General features: G+C 38.6%; 29 protein-coding genes. 4 read left to right on the top strand and 25 right to left on the bottom strand.

Annotation, left to right across the window (positions count from 1 at the left end; genetic code table 11):
* The 5 genes from BLV99_RS11635 to BLV99_RS11615 form a co-directional block, all read right to left on the bottom strand.
* Window positions 1-104 (bottom strand): GTP-binding protein (locus tag BLV99_RS11635; RefSeq protein WP_022575158.1); only part of this gene is annotated, 104 nt, incomplete at its 3' end.
* 92 nt (window positions 105-196) lie between these two features.
* Window positions 197-2,335: an elongation factor G gene (gene fusA, locus BLV99_RS11630; protein WP_086185893.1), complete on the bottom strand. Its 2,139-nt coding sequence runs from the start codon at window positions 2,333-2,335 to the stop codon at window positions 197-199.
* Between the two features lie 130 nt (window positions 2,336-2,465).
* On the bottom strand, window positions 2,466-2,936 hold the full coding sequence (rpsG, locus tag BLV99_RS11625) for a 30S ribosomal protein S7 (protein ID WP_004648014.1): 471 nt from the start codon (window positions 2,934-2,936) through the stop codon (window positions 2,466-2,468).
* 179 nt (window positions 2,937-3,115) lie between these two features.
* Complete coding sequence (gene rpsL, locus BLV99_RS11620) at window positions 3,116-3,490, bottom strand: 30S ribosomal protein S12 (protein ID WP_004648013.1); 375 nt, start codon at window positions 3,488-3,490, stop codon at window positions 3,116-3,118.
* Window positions 3,491-3,659: 169 nt separating this feature from the next.
* Complete coding sequence (locus BLV99_RS11615) at window positions 3,660-5,093, bottom strand: EcsC family protein (protein WP_092690805.1); 1,434 nt, start codon at window positions 5,091-5,093, stop codon at window positions 3,660-3,662.
* A gap of 270 nt (window positions 5,094-5,363) precedes the next feature.
* Here BLV99_RS11615 and BLV99_RS11610 point away from each other — a divergent pair, with 270 nt between their 5' ends.
* Both BLV99_RS11610 and hemJ read left to right on the top strand, forming a co-directional pair.
* Window positions 5,364-6,593, top strand: coding sequence for a beta-ketoacyl synthase N-terminal-like domain-containing protein (locus BLV99_RS11610; RefSeq protein ID WP_086185891.1), 1,230 nt, complete (start codon window positions 5,364-5,366; stop codon window positions 6,591-6,593).
* Window positions 6,594-6,611: 18 nt separating this feature from the next.
* Window positions 6,612-7,064, top strand: a complete 453-nt coding sequence (gene hemJ, locus BLV99_RS11605; protein WP_086185890.1) for a protoporphyrinogen oxidase HemJ — start codon at window positions 6,612-6,614, stop codon at window positions 7,062-7,064.
* A 120-nt stretch (window positions 7,065-7,184) separates the two neighbouring features.
* Here the strand turns inward: hemJ and BLV99_RS11600 are convergent, their stop codons facing one another.
* The 5 genes from BLV99_RS11600 to BLV99_RS11580 all read right to left on the bottom strand — a co-directional run bounded on the left by BLV99_RS11600 (window position 7,185) and on the right by BLV99_RS11580 (window position 12,819).
* Complete coding sequence (locus tag BLV99_RS11600) at window positions 7,185-8,300, bottom strand: acyltransferase family protein (protein WP_092690799.1); 1,116 nt, start codon at window positions 8,298-8,300, stop codon at window positions 7,185-7,187.
* Between the two features lie 164 nt (window positions 8,301-8,464).
* A complete protein-coding gene (locus tag BLV99_RS11595; RefSeq protein WP_092690796.1) occupies window positions 8,465-9,895 on the bottom strand; it encodes an amino acid permease in 1,431 nt (476 codons plus the stop codon).
* A 158-nt stretch (window positions 9,896-10,053) separates the two neighbouring features.
* Entirely contained in the window at window positions 10,054-10,413 is a 360-nt protein-coding gene (locus tag BLV99_RS11590; protein ID WP_086185886.1) for a RidA family protein, read from the bottom strand.
* Window positions 10,414-10,423: 10 nt separating this feature from the next.
* Complete coding sequence (gene alr, locus BLV99_RS11585) at window positions 10,424-11,524, bottom strand: alanine racemase (protein WP_092690793.1); 1,101 nt, start codon at window positions 11,522-11,524, stop codon at window positions 10,424-10,426.
* Window positions 11,525-11,559: 35 nt separating this feature from the next.
* Complete coding sequence (locus tag BLV99_RS11580) at window positions 11,560-12,819, bottom strand: D-amino acid dehydrogenase (protein WP_092690790.1); 1,260 nt, start codon at window positions 12,817-12,819, stop codon at window positions 11,560-11,562.
* Window positions 12,820-12,957: 138 nt separating this feature from the next.
* Between BLV99_RS11580 and BLV99_RS11575 the strand changes: the two genes are divergently transcribed.
* Complete coding sequence (locus BLV99_RS11575) at window positions 12,958-13,422, top strand: Lrp/AsnC ligand binding domain-containing protein (protein ID WP_092690787.1); 465 nt, start codon at window positions 12,958-12,960, stop codon at window positions 13,420-13,422.
* 112 nt (window positions 13,423-13,534) lie between these two features.
* Here BLV99_RS11575 and BLV99_RS11570 read toward each other — a convergent pair whose 3' ends face one another.
* Window positions 13,535-14,185 carry an HAD-IA family hydrolase gene (locus tag BLV99_RS11570; RefSeq protein ID WP_092690785.1) on the bottom strand — a complete coding sequence of 217 codons (651 nt, stop codon included), beginning with the start codon at window positions 14,183-14,185 and terminating at the stop codon, window positions 13,535-13,537.
* Between the two features lie 101 nt (window positions 14,186-14,286).
* Between BLV99_RS11570 and BLV99_RS11565 the strand changes: the two genes are divergently transcribed.
* Window positions 14,287-15,054: a hydroxymethylpyrimidine/phosphomethylpyrimidine kinase gene (locus BLV99_RS11565; RefSeq protein ID WP_092690812.1), complete on the top strand. Its 768-nt coding sequence runs from the start codon at window positions 14,287-14,289 to the stop codon at window positions 15,052-15,054.
* Between the two features lie 148 nt (window positions 15,055-15,202).
* Here BLV99_RS11565 and BLV99_RS11560 read toward each other — a convergent pair whose 3' ends face one another.
* The 14 genes from BLV99_RS11560 to BLV99_RS11490 all read right to left on the bottom strand — a co-directional run bounded on the left by BLV99_RS11560 (window position 15,203) and on the right by BLV99_RS11490 (window position 25,453).
* Entirely contained in the window at window positions 15,203-15,538 is a 336-nt protein-coding gene (locus BLV99_RS11560) for a YegP family protein (protein WP_086185336.1), read from the bottom strand.
* 565 nt (window positions 15,539-16,103) lie between these two features.
* A complete protein-coding gene (locus BLV99_RS11555; protein ID WP_092690783.1) occupies window positions 16,104-16,463 on the bottom strand; it encodes a 5-carboxymethyl-2-hydroxymuconate Delta-isomerase in 360 nt (119 codons plus the stop codon).
* A 164-nt stretch (window positions 16,464-16,627) separates the two neighbouring features.
* Window positions 16,628-16,969 carry a zinc ribbon domain-containing protein YjdM gene (locus BLV99_RS11550; RefSeq protein ID WP_086164774.1) on the bottom strand — a complete coding sequence of 114 codons (342 nt, stop codon included), beginning with the start codon at window positions 16,967-16,969 and terminating at the stop codon, window positions 16,628-16,630.
* A 93-nt stretch (window positions 16,970-17,062) separates the two neighbouring features.
* Window positions 17,063-17,413: a DUF488 domain-containing protein gene (locus BLV99_RS11545; protein ID WP_092690780.1), complete on the bottom strand. Its 351-nt coding sequence runs from the start codon at window positions 17,411-17,413 to the stop codon at window positions 17,063-17,065.
* Window positions 17,414-17,435: 22 nt separating this feature from the next.
* Window positions 17,436-17,777 (bottom strand): DUF2004 domain-containing protein, encoded by a 342-nt coding sequence (locus BLV99_RS11540; RefSeq protein WP_244516307.1) that lies wholly within the window; start codon window positions 17,775-17,777, stop codon window positions 17,436-17,438.
* 88 nt (window positions 17,778-17,865) lie between these two features.
* A complete protein-coding gene (locus tag BLV99_RS11535; RefSeq protein WP_086185340.1) occupies window positions 17,866-18,312 on the bottom strand; it encodes an SRPBCC family protein in 447 nt (148 codons plus the stop codon).
* Window positions 18,313-18,653: 341 nt separating this feature from the next.
* Complete coding sequence (locus BLV99_RS11525) at window positions 18,654-19,010, bottom strand: roadblock/LC7 domain-containing protein (RefSeq protein WP_086185342.1); 357 nt, start codon at window positions 19,008-19,010, stop codon at window positions 18,654-18,656.
* A gap of 41 nt (window positions 19,011-19,051) precedes the next feature.
* Window positions 19,052-20,047 carry a hypothetical protein gene (locus BLV99_RS11520; protein WP_092690778.1) on the bottom strand — a complete coding sequence of 332 codons (996 nt, stop codon included), beginning with the start codon at window positions 20,045-20,047 and terminating at the stop codon, window positions 19,052-19,054.
* A gap of 59 nt (window positions 20,048-20,106) precedes the next feature.
* Window positions 20,107-20,538 (bottom strand): roadblock/LC7 domain-containing protein, encoded by a 432-nt coding sequence (locus BLV99_RS11515; protein WP_086185344.1) that lies wholly within the window; start codon window positions 20,536-20,538, stop codon window positions 20,107-20,109.
* A gap of 11 nt (window positions 20,539-20,549) precedes the next feature.
* Entirely contained in the window at window positions 20,550-21,092 is a 543-nt protein-coding gene (locus BLV99_RS11510; RefSeq protein WP_086164926.1) for a GTP-binding protein, read from the bottom strand.
* A gap of 719 nt (window positions 21,093-21,811) precedes the next feature.
* The gene (locus BLV99_RS11505; protein WP_086185345.1) at window positions 21,812-22,189 is read right to left on the bottom strand and encodes a ribonuclease E inhibitor RraB; all 378 of its coding nucleotides are present in this window, start codon (window positions 22,187-22,189) and stop codon (window positions 21,812-21,814) included.
* A 297-nt stretch (window positions 22,190-22,486) separates the two neighbouring features.
* Entirely contained in the window at window positions 22,487-23,149 is a 663-nt protein-coding gene (locus tag BLV99_RS11500; protein WP_092690776.1) for an RluA family pseudouridine synthase, read from the bottom strand.
* Between the two features lie 84 nt (window positions 23,150-23,233).
* Entirely contained in the window at window positions 23,234-23,947 is a 714-nt protein-coding gene (locus BLV99_RS11495) for an SIMPL domain-containing protein (RefSeq protein ID WP_086185347.1), read from the bottom strand.
* A 666-nt stretch (window positions 23,948-24,613) separates the two neighbouring features.
* Window positions 24,614-25,453, bottom strand: a complete 840-nt coding sequence (locus BLV99_RS11490) for a GGDEF domain-containing protein (protein ID WP_086185348.1) — start codon at window positions 25,451-25,453, stop codon at window positions 24,614-24,616.
* Window positions 25,454-25,490 lie beyond the last annotated feature (37 nt).

The following is a 25,490-nucleotide window of genomic DNA, read 5'->3' as shown; positions in this document are numbered from 1 at the left end:
ATTGTTGCAATCGCAGCAGTTAAAGTTGTTTTACCATGGTCAACGTGACCAATTGTGCCCACGTTTACGTGTGGCTTATTACGTTCAAACTTAGCCTTAGCCATGAGATCTTCCTTTTTAAACTACTCATGGGGGTTAACCCATGAGCACTTGGTTTTTAACTATGAATTAGTTTGGGCTTATAGTAATCGAAAGATTACTCGTCGTCACCTTTTTTACCGCCAGATTGGAACTTAGAAATGATGCCTTCAGCCACGTTACGTGGAGTTTCAGCATATTTAGCAAATTCCATAGAGTAGGTCGCACGACCTTGAGACATAGAACGCATAGACGTTGCGTAACCAAACATCTCAGCCAATGGAACTTCAGCTTTAATTGCTTTAGTACCACCAGGTAAGTCTTCCATACCCTGAACCATACCACGACGACGGTTTAAGTCACCCATGATATCGCCCATGTAGTCTTCTGGAGTTTCTACTTCAACTTTCATGATTGGTTCAAGAAGGATAGGATCCGCTTTCATGAAACCATCACGGAAGGCATAAGAACCTGCCATTTTGAACGATAATTCGTCAGAATCGACATCATGGTAAGAACCATCAAATAATGTCGCTTTGATACCCACAACAGGGTAACCAGCCAATACACCATTTTTCATACGTTCTTGAATACCTTTGTCTACCGCACCAAAGAATTCTTTAGGTACAGTACCGCCAACAACTTCTTCAGCGAATACGTATTCTTTACCAGCTTCTTCGACATTCATAGGTTCTAAACGAACATATACATGACCGAATTTACCTTTACCACCTGTTTGACGTACGAATTTGCCTTCTTGCTCAACAGTCTTTTTAATTGTTTCGCGGTAAGCAACCATTGGTTTACCAATGTTCGCTTCAACACCAAATTCACGCTTCATACGGTCAACAAGGATGTCAAGGTGAAGCTCACCCATACCAGCAATAATCGTTTGACCAGATTCTTCGTCTGTGCGAACACGGAACGATGGATCTTCTTTAGCCAAACGACCTAAAGCGATAGACATTTTTTCTTGGTCAGCTTTTGTCTTAGGCTCTACAGCTAAAGAAATTACTGGCTCAGGGAATTCCATACGCTCTAAAGTAATGACGTTTTTCTCATCACATAGTGTATCACCAGTGGTAACGTCTTTAAGACCTACACATGCAGCGATATCACCAGCGCGGATTTCTTCAACGTCTTGACGATCGTTTGCGTGCATTTGCACGATACGGCCAATACGTTCACGTTTACCTTTAACTGGGTTATATACTGGGTCGCCTTGTTTAAGCACACCAGAATAAACACGTACGAAAGTTAAGTTACCTACGAACTTGTCATTCATGATTTTGAATGCAAGTGCAGAGAACGGAGCTTCGTCAGATGCTTCACGAATCGCTTTAGTTTCAGCTTTGTCGTCAAGGATACCTTCGATAGGCTTAACTTCTGTAGGTGATGGTAAGAATTCAATCACAGCATCCAACATACGTTGAACACCTTTGTTTTTGAACGCTGTACCACAAAGCATTGGCTGAATTTGGCAAGCCAAAGTCTGTGCACGAATACCCGCAATGATTTGTTCTTTCGACAAGTCACCATTGTTTAGGTATTCATCCATCAATTCTTCATTAGCTTCAGCCGCAGCTTCAACCATGTTAGTGCGCCATTCTTCAGCAAGCTCTTGAAGATCTGCAGGAATATCACCATATTCAAACTGCATACCTTGAGATGCTTCATCCCAAATGATTGCTTTCATTTCAACTAGGTCAACAACACCTGCGAATGTATCTTCAGCACCAATTGGAATTACTACAGGTACAGGGTGTGCACCTAAACGTGTCTTCATTTGTTCAACAACACGGAAGAAGTTTGCACCAGTACGGTCCATCTTGTTCACGAATGCTAAACGAGGCACTTTATATTTATTTGCTTGACGCCATACAGTTTCTGACTGTGGTTGTACACCACCTACAGCACAGTAAACCATGCATGCACCGTCAAGAACACGCATAGAACGCTCAACTTCGATTGTGAAGTCAACGTGTCCTGGTGTGTCAATTACGTTTACACGGTGTTCTGGGAATTGTTTACCCATACCAGACCAGAAACAAGTAGTAGCAGCTGAAGTGATTGTAATACCACGTTCTTGCTCTTGTTCCATCCAGTCCATTGTTGCTGCACCATCATGTACTTCACCAATTTTGTGAGATACACCTGTGTAGAACAAAATACGTTCAGTAGTCGTGGTTTTACCAGCATCAATATGAGCTGAAATACCAATGTTACGGTAACGAGAAATTGGGGTTTGACGAGCCATGATTTCTTGCATTCCTAAATTTTGTTGTTTAAAACAGGACGCTTTAAGCTGCATAGCAACTTAAAGCGATTCGATGACAATTCAGTGAAACTGACTCACCACCCTCCTGACTAGGGGCTGTTTTATCCGCTTAGAAACGGTAGTGAGAGAATGCTTTGTTGGCTTCAGCCATACGATGCACATCTTCACGTTTTTTAATAGCTGAGCCTTTACCTTCAGCTGCATCAAGCAACTCACCAGCAAGACGTAAAGCCATAGTTTTTTCAGAACGCTTAGCAGCAGCATCTACTAACCAGCGCATAGCTAAGGCAGTACGACGGGATGGGCGTACTTCCATAGGCACTTGATAAGTAGCACCACCAACACGGCGTGCTTTTACTTCGACCATAGGACGAACTTTTTCAAGAGTAGTCTCGAAAAATTCAACTGGGTCTACTTTACTTTTTTCTTGAACGCGGTCTAAAGCACCGTAAACGATACTTTCAGCAATAGATTTTTTACCATCTTGCATTACGTGGTTCATGAATTTAGCGATTGTTTGGCTGCCGAACTTAGGATCCGGAAGGATTTCACGGGCAGCGACTACGCGACGTCTTGGCATTTTAATACACCTATAAATATGACACTTCAGGTTTATCCAGCATGAGTACAAAGTGTCATGTACTGTTCGCTGGCCTTACTACACGTCGCTTGAATTTCACAAAATTAAATGCAGAAATCAGACAAGCGAGACGATAAAGGATTGCGGTTCTACGTTCTTAAGAAAATGATCTTAAAAGATTATTTCTTAGGACGTTTAGTACCGTATTTAGAACGAGACTGGTTACGATCTTTAACACCAGCGCAGTCTAAAGAACCACGAACGGTATGGTAACGTACACCTGGTAAGTCTTTAACACGACCACCACGGATAAGAACAACACTGTGCTCTTGTAAGTTATGGCCTTCACCACCGATATAGCTTGATACTTCAAAACCTGAAGTTAAGCGAACACGGCAAACTTTACGCATTGCTGAGTTAGGTTTTTTAGGTGTAGTAGTGTAAACACGTGTACAAACACCACGACGTTGTGGACAAGCCTTCAACGCAGGAACTTTTGATTTTTCAATCAAAGTCGTACGACCCTTACGGATCAACTGATTTGTTGTTGCCATTTGGCAAATCTCCCGTTAATAAAAAGCCTCAAAAAAATACTACTTTTCGAGGGCACGCAATTGTAAGCGAAGATAGAAAAATGGTCAATATTCGAGGTGATGTCAAATATTGACCATTTCCTTGTATTTAGACCGTTTGAAAGCACTTACCAGACTTCATGCTGTGCTTTTATGATTTCTTTTTTGTAACTTTTTTCTTTACAGCGACAGGTTCATCATTTGCTTGAGGTTGAATGGAGGCAGACTGATCACCCTCCTCTGCTACACCATTATCGTCTACTGCATATTCATCCAACTCAAATTCTTCTACAGAGATTGCTGGTTTTTGAGGTTCTACATATTCGTGTTGCTCAAGCATTTGTTCCGCCAACTGCTCCAAACCCTGTTGAACTTTTTGACTTTTTTCAGTTTCATCTACTTTTAGAGAGTCTGTTTTCTTTTTAATGGTCACTTTAGAAATGGTCTGATGGTTATCAATCTTTATTTCCTGATCTAATTTAATGTCACTTGCAACCACATCCACTTTAGCAAAATGATCTAATAATTTTGGCGTTGCTTGCGCCAATAATTCTAATGATTTTTCATAAGCGGCTATAGCCGACAACTCGACACCCTGATGCTGCTGTAAATAACTTCGTGCATGGGAAAATATTTGTTGTGCTTTCTGATTTACATCTTCAACCAATTTCCAACTATATGCTGCACCAATGCTTGCACCAACAACGGGGGTCAATTTACCCAGCAGTGAAACTTTAGGAATATGATTCAACCAATCCCATTTCATTTCACCATTTTCATTGACCAACCATTTTTTTAGCGACTCAATATCATTACTTGAACCCAATATTTGTTGGAATTGAGAAATGTCATGTGTTTGCAACATATTTGATAAAGCTTTTAACGCCATCAATATACTTTGTTTCTCTGCAATCATGCCCAAATCAATTTGTTTAAAAACAAACTGAACAATATCTTGTTCGGTTTCTTTATTCAGTTCAAAACCATAAGCACGTCCAACTTGATAAATCATGCGTAAAGACATCACTAAGGACAGCGGAACATCAATCGCTGAACCGATGACGCCTGTCGCACCAGTTACAGCACCTTGCAACGATGCAATCCATTTATTTTGTTCTGCCAATGCTTGGCTAATTCGCTTGGAACGATCAACATCTTGAGTCAGTTCTTCTAAATCTCGTGCGCCTGCTTGATCAAGCACCAGATCGACAGAGCTTAAATCCGAGGTAAATTGATTCAGATGATCAAAAAAATAGTCTGATAATTTATCTGAAAATTCTGGGGACACAAAATTGGCAACACGATTCACTTTATTATATTGACGACCCAATAATTGTTTAGAAACATTGGGCAAATACTCACGCAACATTTGTTGAGGATTCTCATATTTCGACGATTCAAATGAACTCATATGACCTGCACTTCCCTCAAACGCCTGAACACCTCGTGAAGGGTGCATCGCCTTCGTCACCCTGTCTGAAGCGACATGGCTCAGCACACCCATTCCAGTTGTACTGATCTTTTTAGCCACTCCAAAGGCATTTGAGAAGAAACTATGTGAATGTTTATTATTACTATCTGTCATTCTTTATCCTCATTTTTGATTCTTACAATTATTGATAAATACTAGGCATAGTCTAAGTTTATCTCAATATTAATGTGTGTGTTTTAGTTAATTGCTTTGTGGTTGTTTCACAAATCCACAGACAGGGAAATAGGCATAATATTTGCCATAAGAATTCAAAATTCTTTCTGCTATCATGATTGCAATTCAAAAATATGAGCTGCGTGCCACCGGCTGCTGATTCCAGCGCCCGCAAGGCATGCCTCAATCTCACCATAAAGGGATCTGTAGATGAAACGTGTTGTAATCACTGGTATGGGCATTAACTCATGCATTGGTAATACATTGGAAGATGTCACTCACTCTTTGCAAAACGGGATTTCGGGAACACGTTTTAACCCCATTTATGCGGAAATGAATTTTAAAAGCCATATCAGCGCAGCTGCTGAACAGAACTTTGACGGCATTGACCGCCGCTTAAAGCGCTTTATGGGCGTATGTGCAATGTATGCCTATAACGCAGCATTGGCGGCTGTTCAACATGCTGGTCTGACCGCAGAACAGATTGGTGGCAACCCGCGCTACGGCATTGCTGGTGGTTCAGGTGGCGGCTCTACAGCCTCTGTGATGGAAATGAAAGAGCTACTGGACACCAAAGGCGCACGTAAAGTTGGCCCGTTCTTTGTGCCACGCAACATGTCTAACACCATTACAGCCAACGTCGGTGTTGCCTTCAAAATGCAAGGCATTGCACATACCATTACTAGCGCCTGTGCAACGTCTGCCGATGCCATTGGCTATGCCTACAACCTAATTCAATTAGGCAAACAGGATTTAATGCTGGCGGGTGGCGGTGAAGAAGATCACTGGTCACAAAGTTTATTGTTTGATGCAATGGGCGCGCTTTGCTCTAAATACAATGACACACCTGAAACAGCTTCTCGTCCTTATTCTGCTGACCGTGATGGTTTTGTGATTGCCGGTGGTGGCGGTTTCGTGGTGCTTGAATCACTTGAACATGCGCAAGCTCGCGGTGCAACTATTTTGGCTGAAGTTGTTGGCTATGCTGCAAATAGTGATGGTGCAGATATGGTTGCGCCAAGTGGTGAAGGTGCAACACGTTGTATCCTTATGGCCTTAGAAGAAGCCAAACAACATGGTGTAGATAGCATTGATTATGTAAATACTCATGGTACATCTACCCCAGCAGGCGATATTACTGAACTGCAAGCTATGGGCCGTGCTTTTGGTGAAGGTCATGTACCACCGCTTAGTTCGACTAAATCGATGACAGGTCATAGCTTAGGTGCTGCGGGTGTACAAGAAGCAATTTATTCGATCCTAATGATGCAAAATGACTTTATTGCACCAAACATCAATGTGACTGAGCTTGATGAAGGTACAAAAGGTTATGACATCGTACTTGAAAAACGTGACGCAAAATTGAATACTGTGATGAGTAACAGTTTTGGCTTTGGCGGTGTAAACGCCTGCCTCGTTTTCAAGAAATGGGATGCATAATCCCTAATAGGATTTTCGATGGATGCACCTTCTGATGCTTTCTTGTGGGTAAAAGCATTACATATTATTGCTGTGGTCTGCTGGTTCGCTGCTTTGTTCTACTTACCACGTTTATATGTTTACCATGCCATGAGTGATGATGCCGTCAGTCATCAGCGTTTCGAAATCATGGAACGTAAGTTGTACCGCGGCATTATGTGGCCATCTATGATTGCCACGCTCATCACGGCGCACTTTTTGGTCGATTGGGGCGATGCAACGCGCCACTATCATGAAGCGCTATGGTTTTACCTCAAAGTTGGCTTGGTTGGTTTGTTGGTGATTTACCACTTTGTTTGTGGTTATTACCGTAAAAAACTGATTGGCAATGCACATTATAAATCGCATAAGTTCTGGCGTTTTTTTAATGAAATGCCAACCCTGATTTTAGTTGCAGTGATCATTTTGGTGGTGGTTAAGCCGCAGTTTTAATCCAGAAAGTTTTTAAAAGCCTCGAATGATTCGAGGCTTTTTTTATTATCTTTTGTTTTCTTTGCAAACTAAGGCAATACCCTGCTGCCAATTCAGCGCTACAAAATCACAGGAAAATTTTTATTTACGTTCAGATTTAATCAATATTGTTCGAATTTTTAAATTCAATGGGGCTGAATAATATTTTTCAATTGCCCAACTCAAAATAAAAGTCCCGATAAAGAATACGGGCAACAATATTAATTTTTCGGTTGGCAAGGTTTGTTTTGGAAAATAGAAAACTTTAATCAAGCCCAAAACAATTAAATGAAACAAATACATTTCATAACTGCGTTGCCCGATCCAGAGCATCGCTTTAGACATTTTCGATTGAGCTACTGCTTGAGGGTTTTGTGCAAAACAAAAAATTAACACTGCGGATAACAATGCAAAAATGCTGATTCCCCACGTGCTTACTTCTTTAATCGGTGCATATAAATAAAGACCAATCATCAATAAAGAAATAAAAAGAATGACAGACTGATTCATTTTTCTATTCAATTGAAACCTTTGTACCATTAAAGCAGTTAAACAGCCTATTGCGATCCCATCAAAACTGGAGAAATAATGATAAAGATATGCGCCACTTTCCTCAGCAAAATGTAATGCACGAAAATACGGTGCATAACAAATCACGGCCAATAAAAACAAAATAAAGCCTTTACCACGCCCCAATAGCAAACAGAGCATTGGAAAAACCAAATAAAAAACTTCTTCTACCGATAGTGACCACAACACACCAAGCGCATAATTAACCCAGCCATATTGAATAATCAGAATATTCATCCAAAAACTAAAAGCTGAAAACACTGTTAAGCCATAGGACACTTCAATATCATTCGGTGCTTGATTTAAAAATGGCTTTAAACCAAAACTTCCGAGAATAGTCACCACTACAACCAATAAAACCAAACATGGCACAATGCGCGCAATACGGCGAATGTAGAAGTCTTTAAGATTGATTTGAGCGAGTGAAGCACTGCGTTGTAATGTGTGTTGGGTAATTAAAAAACCTGAAATAACAAAGAACATCGTCACGCCATAATTACCATTGCGGGCAATTAAAGTACTCAAGCTTTCTCCAAAGATATCTACGCCTAAAAATGTATCATGCAGTTTATAAGGAATATTAAAATGGTGGAATAAAACTAAAAGTATGGAGATTCCACGTAATACATCAATTTTATAATTTCGCATCCAAACTGTTCTTATTTTCAAAGTGTTCTATTAAATAATAATGATCATATAATTGCATTTAATTTTTGATCAAAATTAAGAAGCGTTATTTTTATATTCTGAGCATAGCTCAATAAAAAAGGGCTGATGTTGATACATCAGCCCTTTTTAAATTCAAATCATGACTAAAGCTTTTTGTTCAGCTTTTTCATGCGTGGCTTATACAGAATGTGATACGTTACCGCCAAAATAACCAACCATAATGGGCTAATAATTAATGCTTTTAACGTATCTGGCTCTAAGCTTAAGATCACTAGCGTAAACAATAGGAATGCCAAAACAATGTAGGACATCCATATACCACCCGGCATTTTAAAGGTTGATTTCGTATGTAGCTCTGGATTCAACTTTCTATAGCGTAAATAACACACCATAATTAAGCTCCAAATACTAATAAACAAAATCACACACAGAGAGCTGGCCAAGGTAAACGCTTCTATGGTGTTCGGAACAAAATACTGTAATGCCGCACCACTCATAATAAAAGCGCAAGAGAATACGAGGCCTTTCGCAGGAACAGCACGCGCAGAAAGTTCAGCCAACTTAGTTGGTGCTTGTCCTTCTTTGGCTAAACCAAACAACATACGACTGGTTGAAAACACACCACTATTCATTGAAGAAAGTACTGAAGACAAGACCACCAAGTTCATAATAATGGCTGAAACTGGAATACCTGCATGCAAGAACAAGGATACAAATGGGCTTTGATCTGCTGGAATTTCTGTCCATGGTGTCACAGACATCACAATAAATAATGCGAGAACATAAAATAAGATTATTCGTGTTGGAATAGCATTGACCGCTTTCGGTAGATTCTTTTCAGGATCTTTGGTTTCAGCAGCCATCGTACCAATCAATTCGACACCGACAAAGGCAAACAGTGCGATTTGGAAACCAGCCAAGAAGCCTTCGCCACCTTTAGGGAACATGCCGCCATGAGACCAAACATTACTAAAACTTGCGATTGAGCCACCCGGTGCTTGATAGTGAGTGAACACCATAAAGCCACCAATAAAAATCAAACCAATAATGGCTAAAATTTTAATCAGTGCAAACCAAAATTCAATTTCACCAAATAATTTAACGGTAAGTAGATTAATTCCCAAAACAAAGAGCACACAGCCTGCACTAATCAGTGCCTGTCCCATTGGGGTGAAGGTCATGTCTGGCGGTAACCAAAAGCCTAAATAGTTAATAATGGCGGCTAAATCTGCGATACCCACCAAAATCCAGCCTAACCAATAAGACCATCCAATATAATAACCTGCCCCCGGCCCGATTAAATCATGAGCCATATCAATAAATGATTTATAGTGCAAATTCGATAATAAGATTTCACCTAATGCACGCATCAGGAAAAAGAACATACCGCCAATAATCATATAAATGATGAGAATTGAAGGTCCTGCTAGAGAAATGGTTTTTCCGGACCCCATAAAGAGTCCTGTTCCGATCGCACCACCAATGGCGATTAATTGTAAATGGCGGTTCGATAATTTTCGCTGAAGCTCATGGGGCGACGATTGTGCGTCTTCATGCTGGCTTGAAGTGGTCATAAAATATCCTTTTTGACATATCCCTTAACGGGTAAATCATGCTTTTGGCACTTGAGCGTTCTACTCAATAATTTGATTTACCCGTCCAAGAATGAAACGAAATGGATTACATTTCATCTTCATTCTAAGTATTTCATTTGTTTCTCAACAACACCACATTACTTTTGTGCTGCTGTTACTGCGATTTCAATGAGCCAATTTGGGTTAACCAAATCGGCTTGAATTGTTGCGCGCGAAGGTGCCACACAACCCTGAAGCCAGTCAATCCAAATTGCATTCACTGTTGAAAAATCGGGTAAGTTTTTTAAATAAATTTGAACAGACAATAATCGGGTCTTATCGGTATTGGCCAATGCCAGTAATTCATCAATGGTCGCTAAAATTTCACGCGTTTGCCCAGCGACATCTGCATCGGTATTTTTAGGCACTTGACCTGACAAATACACCACCTGATTAAACACGGTTACAGCGCTCATTACTTCGTTACTGTTGATCTTTTGGATATCATGGTTTGACATGCTTATGTCCTTATTCTTGGTTGATAAAATTGACACGTGCGGTGACTGCACACATCAGTTCATAGCCGATTGTTCCTGAACTTGCAGCGACTTCATCGATGGGAAGAATCGTGCCATTGGACGATTTCCCCCAAAGTACAACCTCGCTGCCCACGTCCACATCTTCAATATTTGAAATATCTACTGCGAGCATATCCATACTGATACGCCCAATGATTTTGGTCCGAATTGAATTCACCAATACAGGCGTTCCTGTCGGTGAAATACGTTGATAGCCATCGGCATAACCACACGCGACAATGCCTATTTTCATCGCTTGCTCAGCAATAAAAGTCGAGCCGTAGCCCACACTGTCATGACTTTGGATGTCTTGAATGGCAATAATTTCACTGCGCAAGCTCATGCTCGGCTGCAAATTCCAATCTTGAATGGTGTGCGTTGGATAATCGGGAGAACTCCCATAAAGCATGATTCCACTGCGCACAGTGTCTGAATGTAGCGCTGAATGTCTAAGAATCGCAGCACTATTACACACCGTTCTTTCACCGGGTAAATCGCGAATCGTTTCTTCAAAAATGGTGTATTGATAGTCAATACCCGACTCGCCAAATCGATCACTGTCTGCATCGGAAAAATGCATCATATGGGTGATGCTTTGAATTTGATCCAGCTGATTTAATCTGTGCCAAGCATGTCGATAATGCTCAGGATGAAAACCTAAACGGTTCATACCACTATTCATTTTTAAATAAACATCAAAGTGAGCAACGGGAGAAAATTGCTCAATCCAACAAAGTTGATGTTCACTATGAATGGTAAAACTCAAATTTAACTCAAGGCAATCCTGTAAATCTTGCGCGGAAAAAATGCCTTCTAATAATAAAATTGCACCTATCCAACCCAATTCACGCAACCGTCGAGCTTCTGCAATATCGAGCAAGGCAAAACCATCTGCCGTTTTAAATGACGAATAGACATGTTCGATACCGTGACCATATGCATTGGCTTTAACCACAGCAAAGACTTTGCTATTTGGCATCTGCTGTTTGGCAATGGTTAAATTATGCTGCAATGCTTCGTGATGAATGATTGCAGTAATTGGACGTGGCATTTTATTCTTCCTTGAATAATCAATTTCAGATGATTTTAAGCAGCATGTGGATAGCGCAAAATAGACAAGCCATCCGTACTAATATCTGGCTTATGATTCATGACCAAATCACTGATTAATTTGCCTGAACCACATGCCATGGTCCAACCTAAAGTGCCATGACCAGTATTAAGGAACAGATTTTTATAACCTGTTGCACCAATAATTGGTGTGCTATCAGGGGTCATTGGACGTAAACCGGTCCAGAAAGAAGCCTGTGCTAAATCACCACCCGGGAATAAATCTTGGGTGACCATTTCCAAAGTTGCACGGCGGTCAGTATTCAAGCCATGATTAAATCCACTCAATTCCGCCATACCACCAACACGAATACGTTGATCAAAACGCGTAATGGCAATTTTGTAGGTTTCATCCAGCACAGTTGATTGCGGTGCAAAAGCAGGATCGACAATTGGAATTGTGAGTGAATAGCCTTTCACAGGATAAACAGGTAAATTCAAATTGAGTGGTTTAAGGAAGTCACGTGAGTAACTACCAAATGCCAAGACGTAACGATCCGCAGTTAAGACTTTACCATCGACCACAACACCTTTAATCTCATCACCTTCAACCACAAGTCTTTCAACATTTTGGTTAAATTTGAAATCGACACCTAAACCTTTGGCTAAATCAGCTAAGGCATTGGTGAACATATAACAGTCACCTGTTTCATCATTCGGCAAATGCAAACCACCGACCAATTTATCTTTGGCATGTTCTAAAGCAGGTTCTACTTTTGCAAGTTCATCTTTAAGTAACAGTTCATAATCTACGCCACATTCTTTAAGCACTTGAATATCACGCTGTACTGCATCAAGTTGAGCTTCATTACGGAAGACTTGTAATGTTCCTTTCGAGCGATGTTCGTAACTGATTCCAGTCTCTTTTCTAAGCTCTCGTAAACAATCACGGCTATATTCTGCAACACGGGTCATGCGCTCTTTATTGATGGCATAGCTATTTGGATTGCAGTTTTTAAGCATTTGCGCCATCCAATTCAACTGCCACATACTGCCATCAATATTAATGGCAAGTGGCGCATGATGTTGGAACATCCATTTTACGGCTTTAAAAGGAATCCCTGGTGCAGCCCAAGGTGTAGAATATCCAGGTGAGATTTGTCCTGCATTACCAAAACTGGTTTCTTCTGCTGGACCCGACTGGCGGTCTAAAACAGTTACGGTTGCTCCCTGCTGCGCTAGGTAATACGCACTTGCAACACCAATAACACCGCTACCTAAGACAATTACACGCATCGCTCTTCCTTTACGTATATTTAGTTTATTTAACTAGTATATTTTGCAATAAATAGTTTTTTTCACTGTTTTAATCACTATAATGTAGTTAAATTAATAAATTCAGTATGAAATAACCCTAAAAAAAGGAAAAAACTCATGCGTAAATTAGATCGAATTGATCATCAAATTTTAGAGATCTTGCAACGTAATGGGCGGATTGCAATTAGTGAGTTGGCATCACGGGTTAATTTATCGACCACACCCTGCTCTGAACGCGTGAAGCGTTTAGAACGGGATGGCGTTATTATGGGCTACTATGCCCGACTTAATCCTGAGTTGGTAAATCGTAGCTTATTGGTTTTTTTAGAAATTAAATTATCGGCTAAATCGGGTGATGTGTTTGATCAGGTTGCCCGTGACCTGATTGAAATCCCTGAAGTCTTAGAATGCCATCTCATTTCAGGTGAATTCGATTATTTGGTCAAAGCACGGCTAAAAGAAATGAGTGCCTATCGTCGCTTACTAGGTGATTTACTGAAGAAATTACCCTCTTCCGCATCATCACATAGTTATATCGTGATGGAAGAAGTGAAAGAAACGCTGTACCTCGATTTGAGATAACATTTAAGGCGAATAAGATAAACTGAAAATCGTCTTAAATGTAAATTTCAGCAAGGCTTTGCTGTAAAAAAGCGATTTACGCATCAGAAATCACGCAATCGCTTGATCAGAATTAATGCCCGACATGATTCAAAATTTCTGAAAATTGTTGAATTCGTGCTTTGGGTTGTGCCGCATCCAACTCTGCTTTTGAACCATAACCATATTCCACCGCAATGGTTTCTATTCCATAACGACGCGCACCAAAAATATCATGCTCACGATCACCAACCATTAAACATTCAGCCGAATCTAACTGTTCTTTTTTAAGAATATATTCAATCAAATAACCTTTATTGGTACGCTCCCCGTTTAATTCGCTGCCATAGGGATATTCAAAATATTGCAATAAATCAAAATGCTCTAAAATTTGTTTGGCATACACTTCTGGTTTTGCCGTTGCTAAAAATAGACGGTAGCCTTGTTGTTGCAATGCTTTTAAGGTTTCAGCCACTTGAGGAAAAACGTGGTTTTCATATAAACCCGTAACTGCAAATCGTTCACGATATCCCATTAAAGCTTGTTCAGCCAAAACATCATGTACATCGACATTTAAAATTTTTGCCAGAGAGGCTTTTAATGGCGGGCCAATAATCCAGTCAATATTGACATCATCGGCAATCGGATGACCAATTTTATTTAAACCATAACGTGCACTGGTGGTAATCCCCACTTTGGGATCCGTAAGTGTTCCATCTAAATCAATCAAAATATTTTTAATCACAGACTGACCCTTTTAACTTAAATTTTTACTGAATAAATACTATCGAGACTTGGCTCAAATTTGCCTATACTAAGGCAAATTTTGTCAAGAAGGATATCATGGTGCGCCCTACTGTACTTTGCTTTTCTGGTTTAGATCCATCAGGCGGAGCTGGCTTGCAAGCAGATATTGAAGCGATTGGTCAAAGTGGTGCACATGCAGCCATTGCTTGTACCGCCCTGACAATTCAAAACTCGCAACAAGTGTTTGGCTTTACAGCGACCTCTAAAGAACTTTTACTTGCTCAAGCCCATGCTGTGGTCGGCGATTTGCCCATTAAGTGTGTTAAGTCTGGCATGCTCGGCACCACAGATAATATTGCGGCTTTGGCTGAATTTCTACGCGAGCATCCAGACTATTTATATGTGCTCGATCCTGTACTCGTTGCCAATAGTGGCGGTTCATTAGGGAATCAGGAAACATTGGTTAAAGCTTTTGTAGAGCTCGTTCCTTTGGCGACAGTGATTACTCCGAATACTGTTGAACTGCGTGCTTTAACTGGTGAACAAGACTTAGAAAAAGCCACAGCAAAACTCTTTGAAATGGGTGCTCAAGCCGTTTTAATCAAAGGTGGACATGAAGACACCCCTGACTATATTCGCAATGCTTTATACATCAATACTCAATTGGTTTCTGAAACTCGATGCCCGCGTCTTGAAGGGGAATATCACGGTTCAGGTTGCTCATTGGCGAGCTTTATTGCAGGTCGTTTAGCGCAAGGTGATGAATTAAAAGTTGCTGTTAATCATGCTGAAGCATGGCTCTTTGGCGTACTGAAAAATGCTGAAATGCCTGTGCCAAATGGGCAGAGAATTCCTAAGCGCTTTTAATCCTCAAGCGATTAAAACCTGTTCATCCATTCGTTTATCGCTTGGAGATCAGGTTTTATCCTATTTAAAAAAGCCGCAACAGGTGTTTCATTGATCCATAAAAAAAAGTATGTATTCATACATACTTTGATATACATACCGCTTTAATTTAAGCTGTTAAATCTTTAATCGTCGTACTTGAACCATTACTTTTGACCGACTCAATTCCCTTTTCACGCGATTGCTCAGTTGCATAAAATTGACTGGTTCCAATAATTTGATGATTAACCGCTTTTAAATTAAAATAAGGCTTACCGTTTTTTGCTTCCTTGCGTTCAAAACGACTTTCATCTGCACTATTTTTTTGTACCGATTCAATCCCGTTTTGTGCAGAGGCTCTCGCCTTATATAATTCACTGGTCAAAATAACTTCACCATTTCCTGCTTTTAAAACAAAGCGATATTGTCCGTCACTGCTTTGACTCAACTCATACCATCCAGACATTGTGAACACCCTCTTGTTATTTTAAAGTTTATAAAAAGCATTATGTTGATTAAATATTAATCAATCTTGTATTCAATATAAATGACTTTTTGCTTTTTCAAAAGTATGTTTTGTTACGAATTGATAATGTGATTTTTTCTTAAAATATAGCTTCAACAACCCAAATGATTAAATAATTGATCTTGAGTCATCAAATCATAAAAGAGAATAAAATCTAGGATCTCATTAACTAATGCCAGTCAGTTAAAAAATTAACTGGCATTTTATTTTTTAAATTCATAATATTACTCGATACGCGAAAACGTCATCCGCAACTGTTCGAGGCAAAACTATTTTAAAAAAGTAAGGTTTCTGCGATTTATTAATCAATAAAAGGTATTTGACGAGTTTTGCGGATGACAAATGCCTTTGATTACTTTGGGCTTATCCAAAGTAATAGATTAGCTCCAAGTGTTTGATTTAAAAATATAAGACTCCGTCGTGAACAACTAAAAACTAAGGACTTTATTTCTAAAACCCTTAACTGGCTGGCATTCCATCATTAACCCTATTTGCTTGCTACAGATTAGACAATTTTTTTGCTATAGGTTGCTTTCTGCATTTCTAAAATTTCTACACAAATTTGTAAACTCAGTTGGCTTTGCTTAGGCAAATGCTGCTCAAGTACACTTAATAATAATTGGGAAATTTCCTGTTGTAACTCCACAGTTCGCCCTGTCAATAATGAAACTTTGGCGTGTACATAAGCTTGCGATTCATCCCCTAAACCAATGACATAATCATGCTGACAAACAGCACGACTTTTTACATCATTGGCCAAATGCACATAAGCGCCATCGAGCAATGCTTGGTTTAAAGCAAGCAGAAGTGGTTGCGGTGCTAAGTTTTCAATATTGGCTGAATATTCCAAATGAATATGTGGCATAACAAAAATCCTTTAAGATCATTGCTTCGTTATAGCATGCTCTATGCTGAATCAGCAGACCAATCTATTCATATTTAATCAATCGGTTCAGTAAATCCATTCCGCTCGCTTTAAAAAAAGCCCTCACATTTTAGCGAGGGCTTTTTGACTTCAATTACTGTTGGTTAAGCTTTTTTTACAAACTCAGATTTAAGTTTCATTGGGCCAAAACCATCTACTTTACAATCAATATCATGACCATCACTCGCATCTGTCAATAAACGAATATTTTTCGCTTTTGTACCTACTTTTACGACAGATGAAGAGCCTTTAATTTTCAGATCTTTAACGACTGTCACCGTATCACCATCACTGAGGATATTGCCATTTGCGTCTTTAATGATTGTGACTTCTTCAGCCTTGCTTTCACTCTCTTTCCACTCATGAGAACATTCTGGACAAATCAGCAAATCACCATCTTGATAAGCATATTCTGAGTTACATTTTGGGCAATTTGGCAAAGACATAAAAAACCTCAAAAATACTAATATAACATTTTATCTTCAAATCGATTGCTAAAACCCTATTTATTTTATGGAATAAACAAAGCTTCAACAGACTTAGCCTTGTTCTAACATCTGTTTGAGTACAACCACATGATTATCATGTTCATTTTTAGTAGCAGTAATTAAAGTCACTTTTTCTTGTTGAGCGACCTTCCGAATATACTGAAGCATCTCTGGCTGTTCCATCAGTTCTGCTTTATAGCGCTGTTGAAAGTCGTCCCAACGATGCTCAATGTCTTGATGAAACCATTTTCGCAACTCAGTCGATGGTGTGATTTCCTTAGGCCACAAATCAATTTTGGCATCTTCCTTTTTAATACCTCTAGGCCAAAGTCGATCGACTAAAATTCGTTTGCCATCCATGTCCGAAGCGGCTGTATAAATACGTTTTATATAGATATTCATGATGATCTATCCGTTAAACATATTAACTTTCCATCGAAATTCCAACCACCATCTCATCCCGATCCAGCTCTACACATAAAACATATTGAGTTACTTCTTCTGGTAGGGTGAAATCAATCCGATAATTTTCATCCTCCCCAAGCACCCAATCAATATGTGGACTCAGTTCTAGCACCTTTAAAATCTGTAAAGGTTGAGGTGTTGCAGTCCCTAAGTTTTTAAGCCAATACTCTGGCTCAAGCTCCTCTAGATGATGTTCAGCATATAAACGCACTGCATTATCATCGGTATCATTCTGATATACAGATAACATTGCAGCTCGAGCTTTCTGCTCTAATTTTTGAATTTGTTCAGTATTATTCACCTATTACTTCTCTCTTTTTTTATTGTCTTTACACTTATATTCATACCAGTAAATACATTAATGAAATTCATTAATATATAAGGAGGTTTTATTGATCTGGAATTTCAGGATTAACCAATAAAGCCAACAATTGCAATGACTCTTGCCATCCTAAATAACAGGCTTCAACTGGAATGATATCAGGAATCCCCGATTGAGTAATATTAACTTCTGTGCCCACAGAAACGGCTTTAAGCTGAATAATCACTTCAATTTTCCCTGATAAATTCGGATCATCAAACTGGTCGGTATAGCGCAACAACTGGTTTGCAACCAACTCATGATAGATTCCACTAAAACCGTGGCTCGAACCTGTAGAAAAATTACAAAAGGACATTTTATACGTTCCACCCACTTTAGCATCAAGATGATGAACTTTGGCGGTAAACCCATAGGGTGCCATCCATTTCACCAAAGCATCAGGGTCAATAAATGCTTTAAATACCCGTTCTGGTGGCGCACTGAATACGCGATGCAGTTTTACTGTATGACTCACGATTTCATTCCTTATTTTTGTTTTATGAGGCAGTCATTTTACGCTGTGTAACTTTAACTTTTGTATCGTTTTGGCTTTTATATGATTTTAGTTGAATCCATCATAGATAAAAAAAAGCATGAGCTTGCCAAGTTTTTTAGTATTTACGATTTCGTTTTAATACTTACCCGTAACTGGTTGCAAACTGTTGAAAAAGCTATCAGCAACATAACATTAAAATGTATGAGCCATATATGGCATAAGTACATGATGTACAGGAAGCTTTAGGCTATGTGGTAACGTCCTAATCGCTCCCTGTCATGTTTTTTCAAGTCACTTTCTTATCCGTAATTTGGACTTTATTAAGAAAAATCTAACTCTTTTTCAAATGCCTTTAACTCATAACGAGCCATTGCTAAGTTCGATTTAGAACGATCTAATACCAAATAAAGAAATAATGCATCATTCGAATCTAAAGGACGGATTAAATGATATTGCTTACCCAAAGTAATTAAAATATCTTCAATACTATCATTTAGTTGCAATGTTTTAGCAACCTTACGTTTTGAACGAATAACTTCAGTATTACCTGCTGCAGCCAGCTCTAAATCTACACCACTCCCCTGTGTTGCCAAAGCTAATCCGCTCTCACTATCCACCAATGCAGCTGCAACAAAACCATCTAAATTTGTTAATGTATCTAAACCAATACGTGCCATTTTTTACACCTCAATAATAGGGTTTCCCCTGAAAAATTTATTTATAAGCCAAGTTTCTTTCGAAGCTTTCCAAAAAAGCTTCGAAGTTTATTTGTCTGACCAGTTTCAATCTGGTTTATATCTGTAAAAAATTTAACTTCATCCGATTCAACAAACCGCCCCAATTGAAGCAATTTCGCACAGCCAACAAAATTTAAGATTTTTTCATCCGTTAAATTCAGATGTTGTTTAACGACCTCAATATTGGCACCTTCTGAAAAACAGGCTGCAATTTTCAAGTAATCTCGCCGACGTATATCTCTTTCAAACTGTGGCCAAATCTCTAATTTAAAATTCTGATTCAGTTCTACTTTCGGAAGCTGTAGCATGGAAGACTGACTTAAAATTAGCCACAACCAAACTCGCAAATCATAAATTAACTTGCCTTCAATTTGCTCTTGAACAATTTGACTCGTTGCATAGGTTTGGTTCAAAGACTCGTTAAACTGCAATCCAGTCATATTTTCTTCAACCCATACACGCTCTGTCCGTGTATCGACAAGTGCAATAAAGCCACTGGCATCAAACAATTGAATATACCCATTGCGTGGCGTAAAGATCTCTGCAAATACGTCTTCTATAGTCGCATCAGGTTTTAAAGCGACAGGAAATTTACTTCTTGTATCAAGATAAAATTGCCTATCATTTCGCTCAGATTCGATGGGCTTAATATCAGACAAAGTTTCTTGTGCAAGCCACTCATGCAAGTATCTTAAATTGGAAAATGGATAGAATAATTGATCATCAATAATTCGCCCCAAATCACTATTCGATTTGGTTAATCTCAAATATCGTTTCGCTCTTTCGTTTAATACCTTTTGAATACCAATCGAATTAAAAAAAACATCACTGACGAATAACACATCAATTTTTTCCTCAGCAATATTGACCCACTTAAGATGAGTATCTGAAGGCAGACATAACAAAATCTGAGTCTTCAATAGGTTTAGGTCTGTCGTATTTAAACCAAATATCGCTATTTTCAAAGCTTGTGTCATTTTAAAACCATATTAAAATCATAATATTAGCTATATCCAAAAGAATTAAACTTCTGATCTCAGCTATTGGATATTTCCGAAACTTTTTTAATTTGAGGCTTTGCCAAACTATCACTCAACTTTTTGAAGTAATACAACATTTGCCCCATCAAAATGTCTTTATTGGTCACAGCAACAATCACCATAGGATGCTGCGGATGGTCTACGGCAGTTAAAAACACTTTGCCGTTTTCCGCATCTAAAGTAATTGTTTGACATCCGAACAATTGAATTTCGGATATGAAAGCGGAGACCATTGCTAAGATTGAGCTACTTACGGCAGCAATTTTTCCGGTGTTCTCTATATTTTTTTTTGAAGCAAGCGACAGCTCAAAACCATCAGATGAACACAACATCACAAAATTTACACCACTCACTTCATTTAAAAACTCGTGCAATTCTTGGCTAGAAAATACTTTGAATTCTTGTCCGACTTCACGTGAATTAATCATTTTCTGACCTTTTATATATTTATTGCAGGTTGCATTTCTAATTTTGCGATTAGCGTTTCTATCATTAACAAAACATCATCTTTTTTGCGTGCATCAACTGCAAATAAGGGGAATTGTTTTTGATGAATTTGCATCCAATCCCGATATATTTTTAACTTCTGATCATGTTCTAAATCTAAATGTGTTACCCCAATGACAATATTCGTACCCAAATCTTCAAATGCTTTTAAATAGAACTCTAAGTCTTTCAATCTTTGGGAACTACTATGATCAATTAAAACGACGATACCTATTGCACCTTTACATACAATTGACCACATAAAATCAAAGCGGTCTTGTCCGGGTGTGCCGTATAAACCTATCTTAGTACCGTCATCTAAACTAATTTCGCCATAATCAATGCCGACAGTTGTTAACGCTTTTTGATGTGCTTGAGTGTCAGTATTAACTGCTTCTGTGCTGACAACACCAGTATCAGATAATGCTTTTATGGCAGCAGATTTTCCTGCTCCCATTGTTCCCCCGAAAACAATTTTATATTGCTGCAATATCACGATGTAAACCTTATTTTTTAGAATTAATGCGACATGTTTCACATTATATTTCAAATACGCGTTCAAAAAAAGGAATTTCAATAAATTTATTTAATTTTTCTTTTTAAAATCAATGATTATTTAGCAAAACTTTATAATCAACCGAGTCCTGCTTAAGCGAATCCTTCGCCCCACTGAATAGTTGGTTTATTTTAATGACATCACTCATCGGCACACAAACAGTGCATAAATTCCTGCCAAATAAAAGTTATGGAATTCATGCATAAATGAGTATTGTGCTAATGCTTCATCAGGGTAAAAGTCAGGTATGCAATGTGAGTTAATGTACATTCATCAAAAAATTATTTGCGAAGAGCAAGTCTTTTAAAATTTAGGAAGGTTTTTTGAATAGTTTGTTTTTATACTGAGTTCATGCGCTAAAAAAACTTTAAAGTTATTCAATTGAAGGCATTGATACCGAATATAGATGAATATAATTCCTGAAAGACTCAGCTGAGATAATCGGGTTCTGATTCATGCACCCTGTTGTTTTAGCGTTTTCAACAAATTGCTTCAAAATACTGAAAAATATCATCAATAACACAAAATAAAGCCGTATATGGCGTAAGTATATGATGGCTAGAAGCTGAGGTCGTAGTACTCCCTAAGGGTTTCCAGCCATCTTTTTCAAGTCAAATTCTATCCAAGCTTCGGATTAAATAATCAAATAAACTCATCTTTTAGGTTGATTCTTCTTCAACATCTTCATCATCATAGACATAAGCCATGCAGCCCCAACCATCGTATTCACCGCCATGTTGTTCTGCAATTTTGCCAAACCATTCTTCTAAATCTACGATGTCTGAATATTCAGGCTCCATATACACATAAATCGTAATCACCCATTCTGCTGTGTCAGAATCTTCATCTTCAAACATGCTGATTTTTTGTTCTTCTTTAAGTAAATAAAGTGCACATTTTTCAGCTTGTTCTTCAGTTTGAAATGCAATAGAAAATTCAATTTCATGTGCTTCTGTTAGGTCATCACCATCTTCAGCCATTTGCCACAGTACATTGCCATTGTCGTCATCTGGAAATTGTTCAAAATTACGTGTCATGGGGAGTTTCCTTATCTTCATTATGTACAGCTATACCATTGTACTGAGATTAGCTCAAGTTTGTTTCAGTTTAGCGATTTAATCCAATATGGCTGTTAAATCCTGATCAATAGATGACGTACATAAAGCAAAAAATATTCAAAATTTAATTCTGTAAAAGTAGCACCATCTAAGCTTTTTAATTTTAGCGTGAGCAACCACGTATGTTGATTAAAAATACCCCTCCAAAGAAGCCTATTATGATTCTAAAACTAGACACCCACAGCAGTAATCTATGGTTGTTTTACAATCCATACTTTAAAATGGAAGGCTTCCTCTTATTTCAACCTCTGCCCCACTCAACGGTTGCTTAAATGCCAAATAACTCGCATGTAATGCCATACGTTTCAATGGTGACTGTTGATAGTCAGGGTGATAAAACTGATCCCCTGTAATGGGATGCCCAATATATTGCATATGCACACGTAACTGATGCGAACGTCCAGTTACAGGCGTCAGTAATACGCGAGTGATATCATCTGCCTCAAAATACTGCACAGCTTGATACAAGGTTTTTGCCACTTTCCCCAATTCAAAATGCACCATCTGACGCGGACGATTTTCCCAGTCGGTCATCAGGGGTACATCCACACTGCCCTGACCTTCGAGTTTGCCTTGTACTAGCGCAATATAATTTTTTTTCACTGTCCTCGCTTGGAACATCTTGCTCACTGCAACTTCGGCATTGCGGTGTTTAGCAAACATTAAAATACCCGAGGTTGCCATATCTAGACGATGGGTGATTTTAGCATGAGGATATTTTTCAACCACACGTAAATAGGCACTGTCTTGATGCTCAGGCAAACGTCCAGGTACAGACAATAACCCCGCAGGCTTGTCAATCACCACCAAATCATCATCTTCATAGACTATGCAAAGTGGTTGTTGCGGAGGCATATAAACAAAATGGTTTGGAGGCATAGTGTACAGCGTAATCGAAAAATTTAAGGGCGAAAATAACAAGGCCTAATTCAGCTGTCAATCACTGTATAAGGCGGTATCAGCTTAATCTGCTAGATAATAATCCACTGTTGACACAACCCGTACTTTCTTTAAATACGGTGTATTACTGTCCCGATCTTCAATACTAAACAAGCCTTGATTTGCCGATTTAATTTTGCCTAAACCACTTTTAGAATCGGCAGCAAATTTTTCTGCAACACTGCGTGCATTTTGGGTTGCTTGCTCAATCATGGCAGGTTTAATTTCATTCAATTTAGTAAATAAATATTCGGTTCTTTGTCCAGAGTCATCGCCACCAAAGGCAATACCTTTTTTACCCAATACCACTAAACGACTTTGCGCCCCACGTACCGCATCTATTTTATGGGTATATACGGTAATGGTTTGATGGGCGGTATAACGTAGCGCAACATTTGCATCGCCGCCATATTGTTGGGCATATTTATCGGTGGTTCCGGGGGCAGCCGTGGTAATTTCCTCTGCCGTAAAACCTTCGCTTTTTAAGAAGGCCTGAATTTGCTGAGTATGGGTTTCCATTGTGTCGTATAACTGGGTCAGATCTTGGTTGGCTGAACTAAAACGAATGGGCCACACTGCAACGTCGGCTTTCACTTCACGCTCCGATAAACCTTTAACTGAAACAATCCGTTCATATTGTTTAATTTTCAGTGCGCTATTGGCTAAAATCCAGCCCGCGATAATCATGCCTAAGCAAATTAAACCGCCTAAAATAAGTGAAGGTTTGAGTTGATTCATCGGACTAAACTCCTTTTACCCATTATTTTTATCTAGCTTTTGTGGTTGTGTTATCGCTTATACAGCAGCATAAAAAATTGCTGACCTTATTTTTAATATACTTATCTTTAATATAAACGCAGGCTATATCACGATTCCCTGCATATGCAGCGGATGACCTTTAAAGTAACAGATTTGATCTATGGATATGAATTGTTCATTTGTATCTATACTTTCTAATTTAAAATTTACTCTATAATTTTGATTTATCATTATTTTTATATTGTTATTCTGTTTTATTTGATAGCGAATTTTTTAGGGTGTTGGGGAAAACATCATGTTTAACTTCAACAATTATAGCTTTGTAAGCGACAACTTTTAGCCTATAAACTTGTGATCTATAGCGTCCTAAGCAGAATCGAGACCTTTTGGGCGAGTACTACACTGACTTTATAAGTAACTGGTAGCATCTACTCTTTTCGATCCCCGTCACACCCTTGAGATATAATTTACCAAGATCACTTCGGGATTATTTCCCTAAGAAAAACTAATTTTTATATTTTTCAGTAATTTTTTTCACTTAAATTATTAAAAACAGTATTTATTACCATTTTAGATAAAATAATGATTTTTTATTGCATAAAAATACAATTTATTGGAATTTTAATCACTCTAAAAAACTTCACTTTAAGCAAAACAAATCGTGGTTTGAGATTTTCCTAAGGCTTTTGCTTGATACATCAGTTGATCTGCTTGATGTGTCGCATCTTCGCAATCTTTAGGTAAGCTATTAAAAATACGAATCCCCATACTAAAATCAATACCATACTCTTGTTTTAAACCGCTATTGAAAAACATTTCCCGTAATTTACGTGAATATTCTTCTGCACCGGCTTGGTCTGTATCTAGTAAAATCACCACAAACTCATCCCCACCCATACGGGCCAAAATGTCTGAACTGCGTGAAGATTGTTTCAGCACTTGCGCAAATTTCACCAGTACATCATCGCCTGCACTATGTCCTAATTGATCATTCACTGCCTTAAAACCATCTAAATCAATCATACCAACTGCAAATTGCATGCCTTTTCTGAGGCTAATTTTGTGCAGTAATTGATATTCAAAATTGAATGCACGTACATTATTTAAAGAGGTTAATGTATCTTGCATTGCCATCATGGTGAGTGCTGCAAGATTTTTGCGCACTTTAATTAACAACAGGGCAACAATACTAAAAAATCCTAATCGGACACATCCATTCCAAAAGGGAGCAAATGGCGTTGAATAATAATGTCCTGCGCTAAAGTCGGCATAAAGCCATGTCAGGCCAGATATGATAATCGTGGCCACGCTACTTTTTACGCTGTCATACCAAGCGGCAATAGATACAGGCACGAGGTAAAATACCGAAAATGCATATTCAAAACCTGTTGCCAGATCAATCCAACCCAATATTATAATGCTTAAAAAAATAGCAATTCGTCGGGCAAACGTATGGGTTGAAAGTACTTTTTCCAGTATATTCATTACTATGGAATGTCCGACATGATTTTTTATAGAATAA

Origin of the sequence: Acinetobacter kyonggiensis, from assembly GCF_900107285.1 — a bacterium.
GTDB lineage: Bacteria > Pseudomonadota > Gammaproteobacteria > Pseudomonadales > Moraxellaceae > Acinetobacter > Acinetobacter kyonggiensis.
This window is presented reverse-complemented; position numbering and strand designations above follow the sequence as displayed.

What these genes read in the sequence shown, in the direction of transcription:
- BLV99_RS11515 (WP_086185344.1), bottom strand. Translation starts at nt 20,538, where the DNA reads ATGATTAATTCACGTGAAGTCGGACAAGAATTCAAAGTATTTTCTAGC.
- BLV99_RS11550 (WP_086164774.1), bottom strand. Translation starts at nt 16,969, where the DNA reads ATGTCTTTGCCAAATTGCCCAAAATGTAACTCAGAATATGCTTATCAA.
- fusA (WP_086185893.1), bottom strand. Translation starts at nt 2,335, where the DNA reads ATGGCTCGTCAAACCCCAATTTCTCGTTACCGTAACATTGGTATTTCA.
- BLV99_RS11600 (WP_092690799.1), bottom strand. Translation starts at nt 8,300, where the DNA reads ATGCGAAATTATAAAATTGATGTATTACGTGGAATCTCCATACTTTTA.
- BLV99_RS11610 (WP_086185891.1), top strand. Translation starts at nt 5,364, where the DNA reads ATGAAACGTGTTGTAATCACTGGTATGGGCATTAACTCATGCATTGGT.
- BLV99_RS11590 (WP_086185886.1), bottom strand. Translation starts at nt 10,413, where the DNA reads ATGTCAAACCATGATATCCAAAAGATCAACAGTAACGAAGTAATGAGC.
- BLV99_RS11505 (WP_086185345.1), bottom strand. Translation starts at nt 22,189, where the DNA reads ATGACACGTAATTTTGAACAATTTCCAGATGACGACAATGGCAATGTA.
- BLV99_RS11500 (WP_092690776.1), bottom strand. Translation starts at nt 23,149, where the DNA reads ATGCCTCCAAACCATTTTGTTTATATGCCTCCGCAACAACCACTTTGC.
- BLV99_RS11575 (WP_092690787.1), top strand. Translation starts at nt 12,958, where the DNA reads ATGCGTAAATTAGATCGAATTGATCATCAAATTTTAGAGATCTTGCAA.
- BLV99_RS11495 (WP_086185347.1), bottom strand. Translation starts at nt 23,947, where the DNA reads ATGAATCAACTCAAACCTTCACTTATTTTAGGCGGTTTAATTTGCTTA.
- BLV99_RS11580 (WP_092690790.1), bottom strand. Translation starts at nt 12,819, where the DNA reads ATGCGTGTAATTGTCTTAGGTAGCGGTGTTATTGGTGTTGCAAGTGCG.
- alr (WP_092690793.1), bottom strand. Translation starts at nt 11,524, where the DNA reads ATGCCACGTCCAATTACTGCAATCATTCATCACGAAGCATTGCAGCAT.
- BLV99_RS11545 (WP_092690780.1), bottom strand. Translation starts at nt 17,413, where the DNA reads ATGAATATCTATATAAAACGTATTTATACAGCCGCTTCGGACATGGAT.
- BLV99_RS11555 (WP_092690783.1), bottom strand. Translation starts at nt 16,463, where the DNA reads ATGCCACATATTCATTTGGAATATTCAGCCAATATTGAAAACTTAGCA.
- rpsG (WP_004648014.1), bottom strand. Translation starts at nt 2,936, where the DNA reads ATGCCAAGACGTCGCGTAGTCGCTGCCCGTGAAATCCTTCCGGATCCT.
- BLV99_RS11520 (WP_092690778.1), bottom strand. Translation starts at nt 20,047, where the DNA reads ATGACACAAGCTTTGAAAATAGCGATATTTGGTTTAAATACGACAGAC.
- BLV99_RS11525 (WP_086185342.1), bottom strand. Translation starts at nt 19,010, where the DNA reads ATGGCACGTATTGGTTTAGATACATTAACAAATTTAGATGGTTTTGTT.
- BLV99_RS11595 (WP_092690796.1), bottom strand. Translation starts at nt 9,895, where the DNA reads ATGACCACTTCAAGCCAGCATGAAGACGCACAATCGTCGCCCCATGAG.
- rpsL (WP_004648013.1), bottom strand. Translation starts at nt 3,490, where the DNA reads ATGGCAACAACAAATCAGTTGATCCGTAAGGGTCGTACGACTTTGATT.
- BLV99_RS11615 (WP_092690805.1), bottom strand. Translation starts at nt 5,093, where the DNA reads ATGACAGATAGTAATAATAAACATTCACATAGTTTCTTCTCAAATGCC.
- BLV99_RS11490 (WP_086185348.1), bottom strand. Translation starts at nt 25,453, where the DNA reads ATGAATATACTGGAAAAAGTACTTTCAACCCATACGTTTGCCCGACGA.
- hemJ (WP_086185890.1), top strand. Translation starts at nt 6,612, where the DNA reads ATGGATGCACCTTCTGATGCTTTCTTGTGGGTAAAAGCATTACATATT.
- BLV99_RS11560 (WP_086185336.1), bottom strand. Translation starts at nt 15,538, where the DNA reads ATGTCTGGATGGTATGAGTTGAGTCAAAGCAGTGACGGACAATATCGC.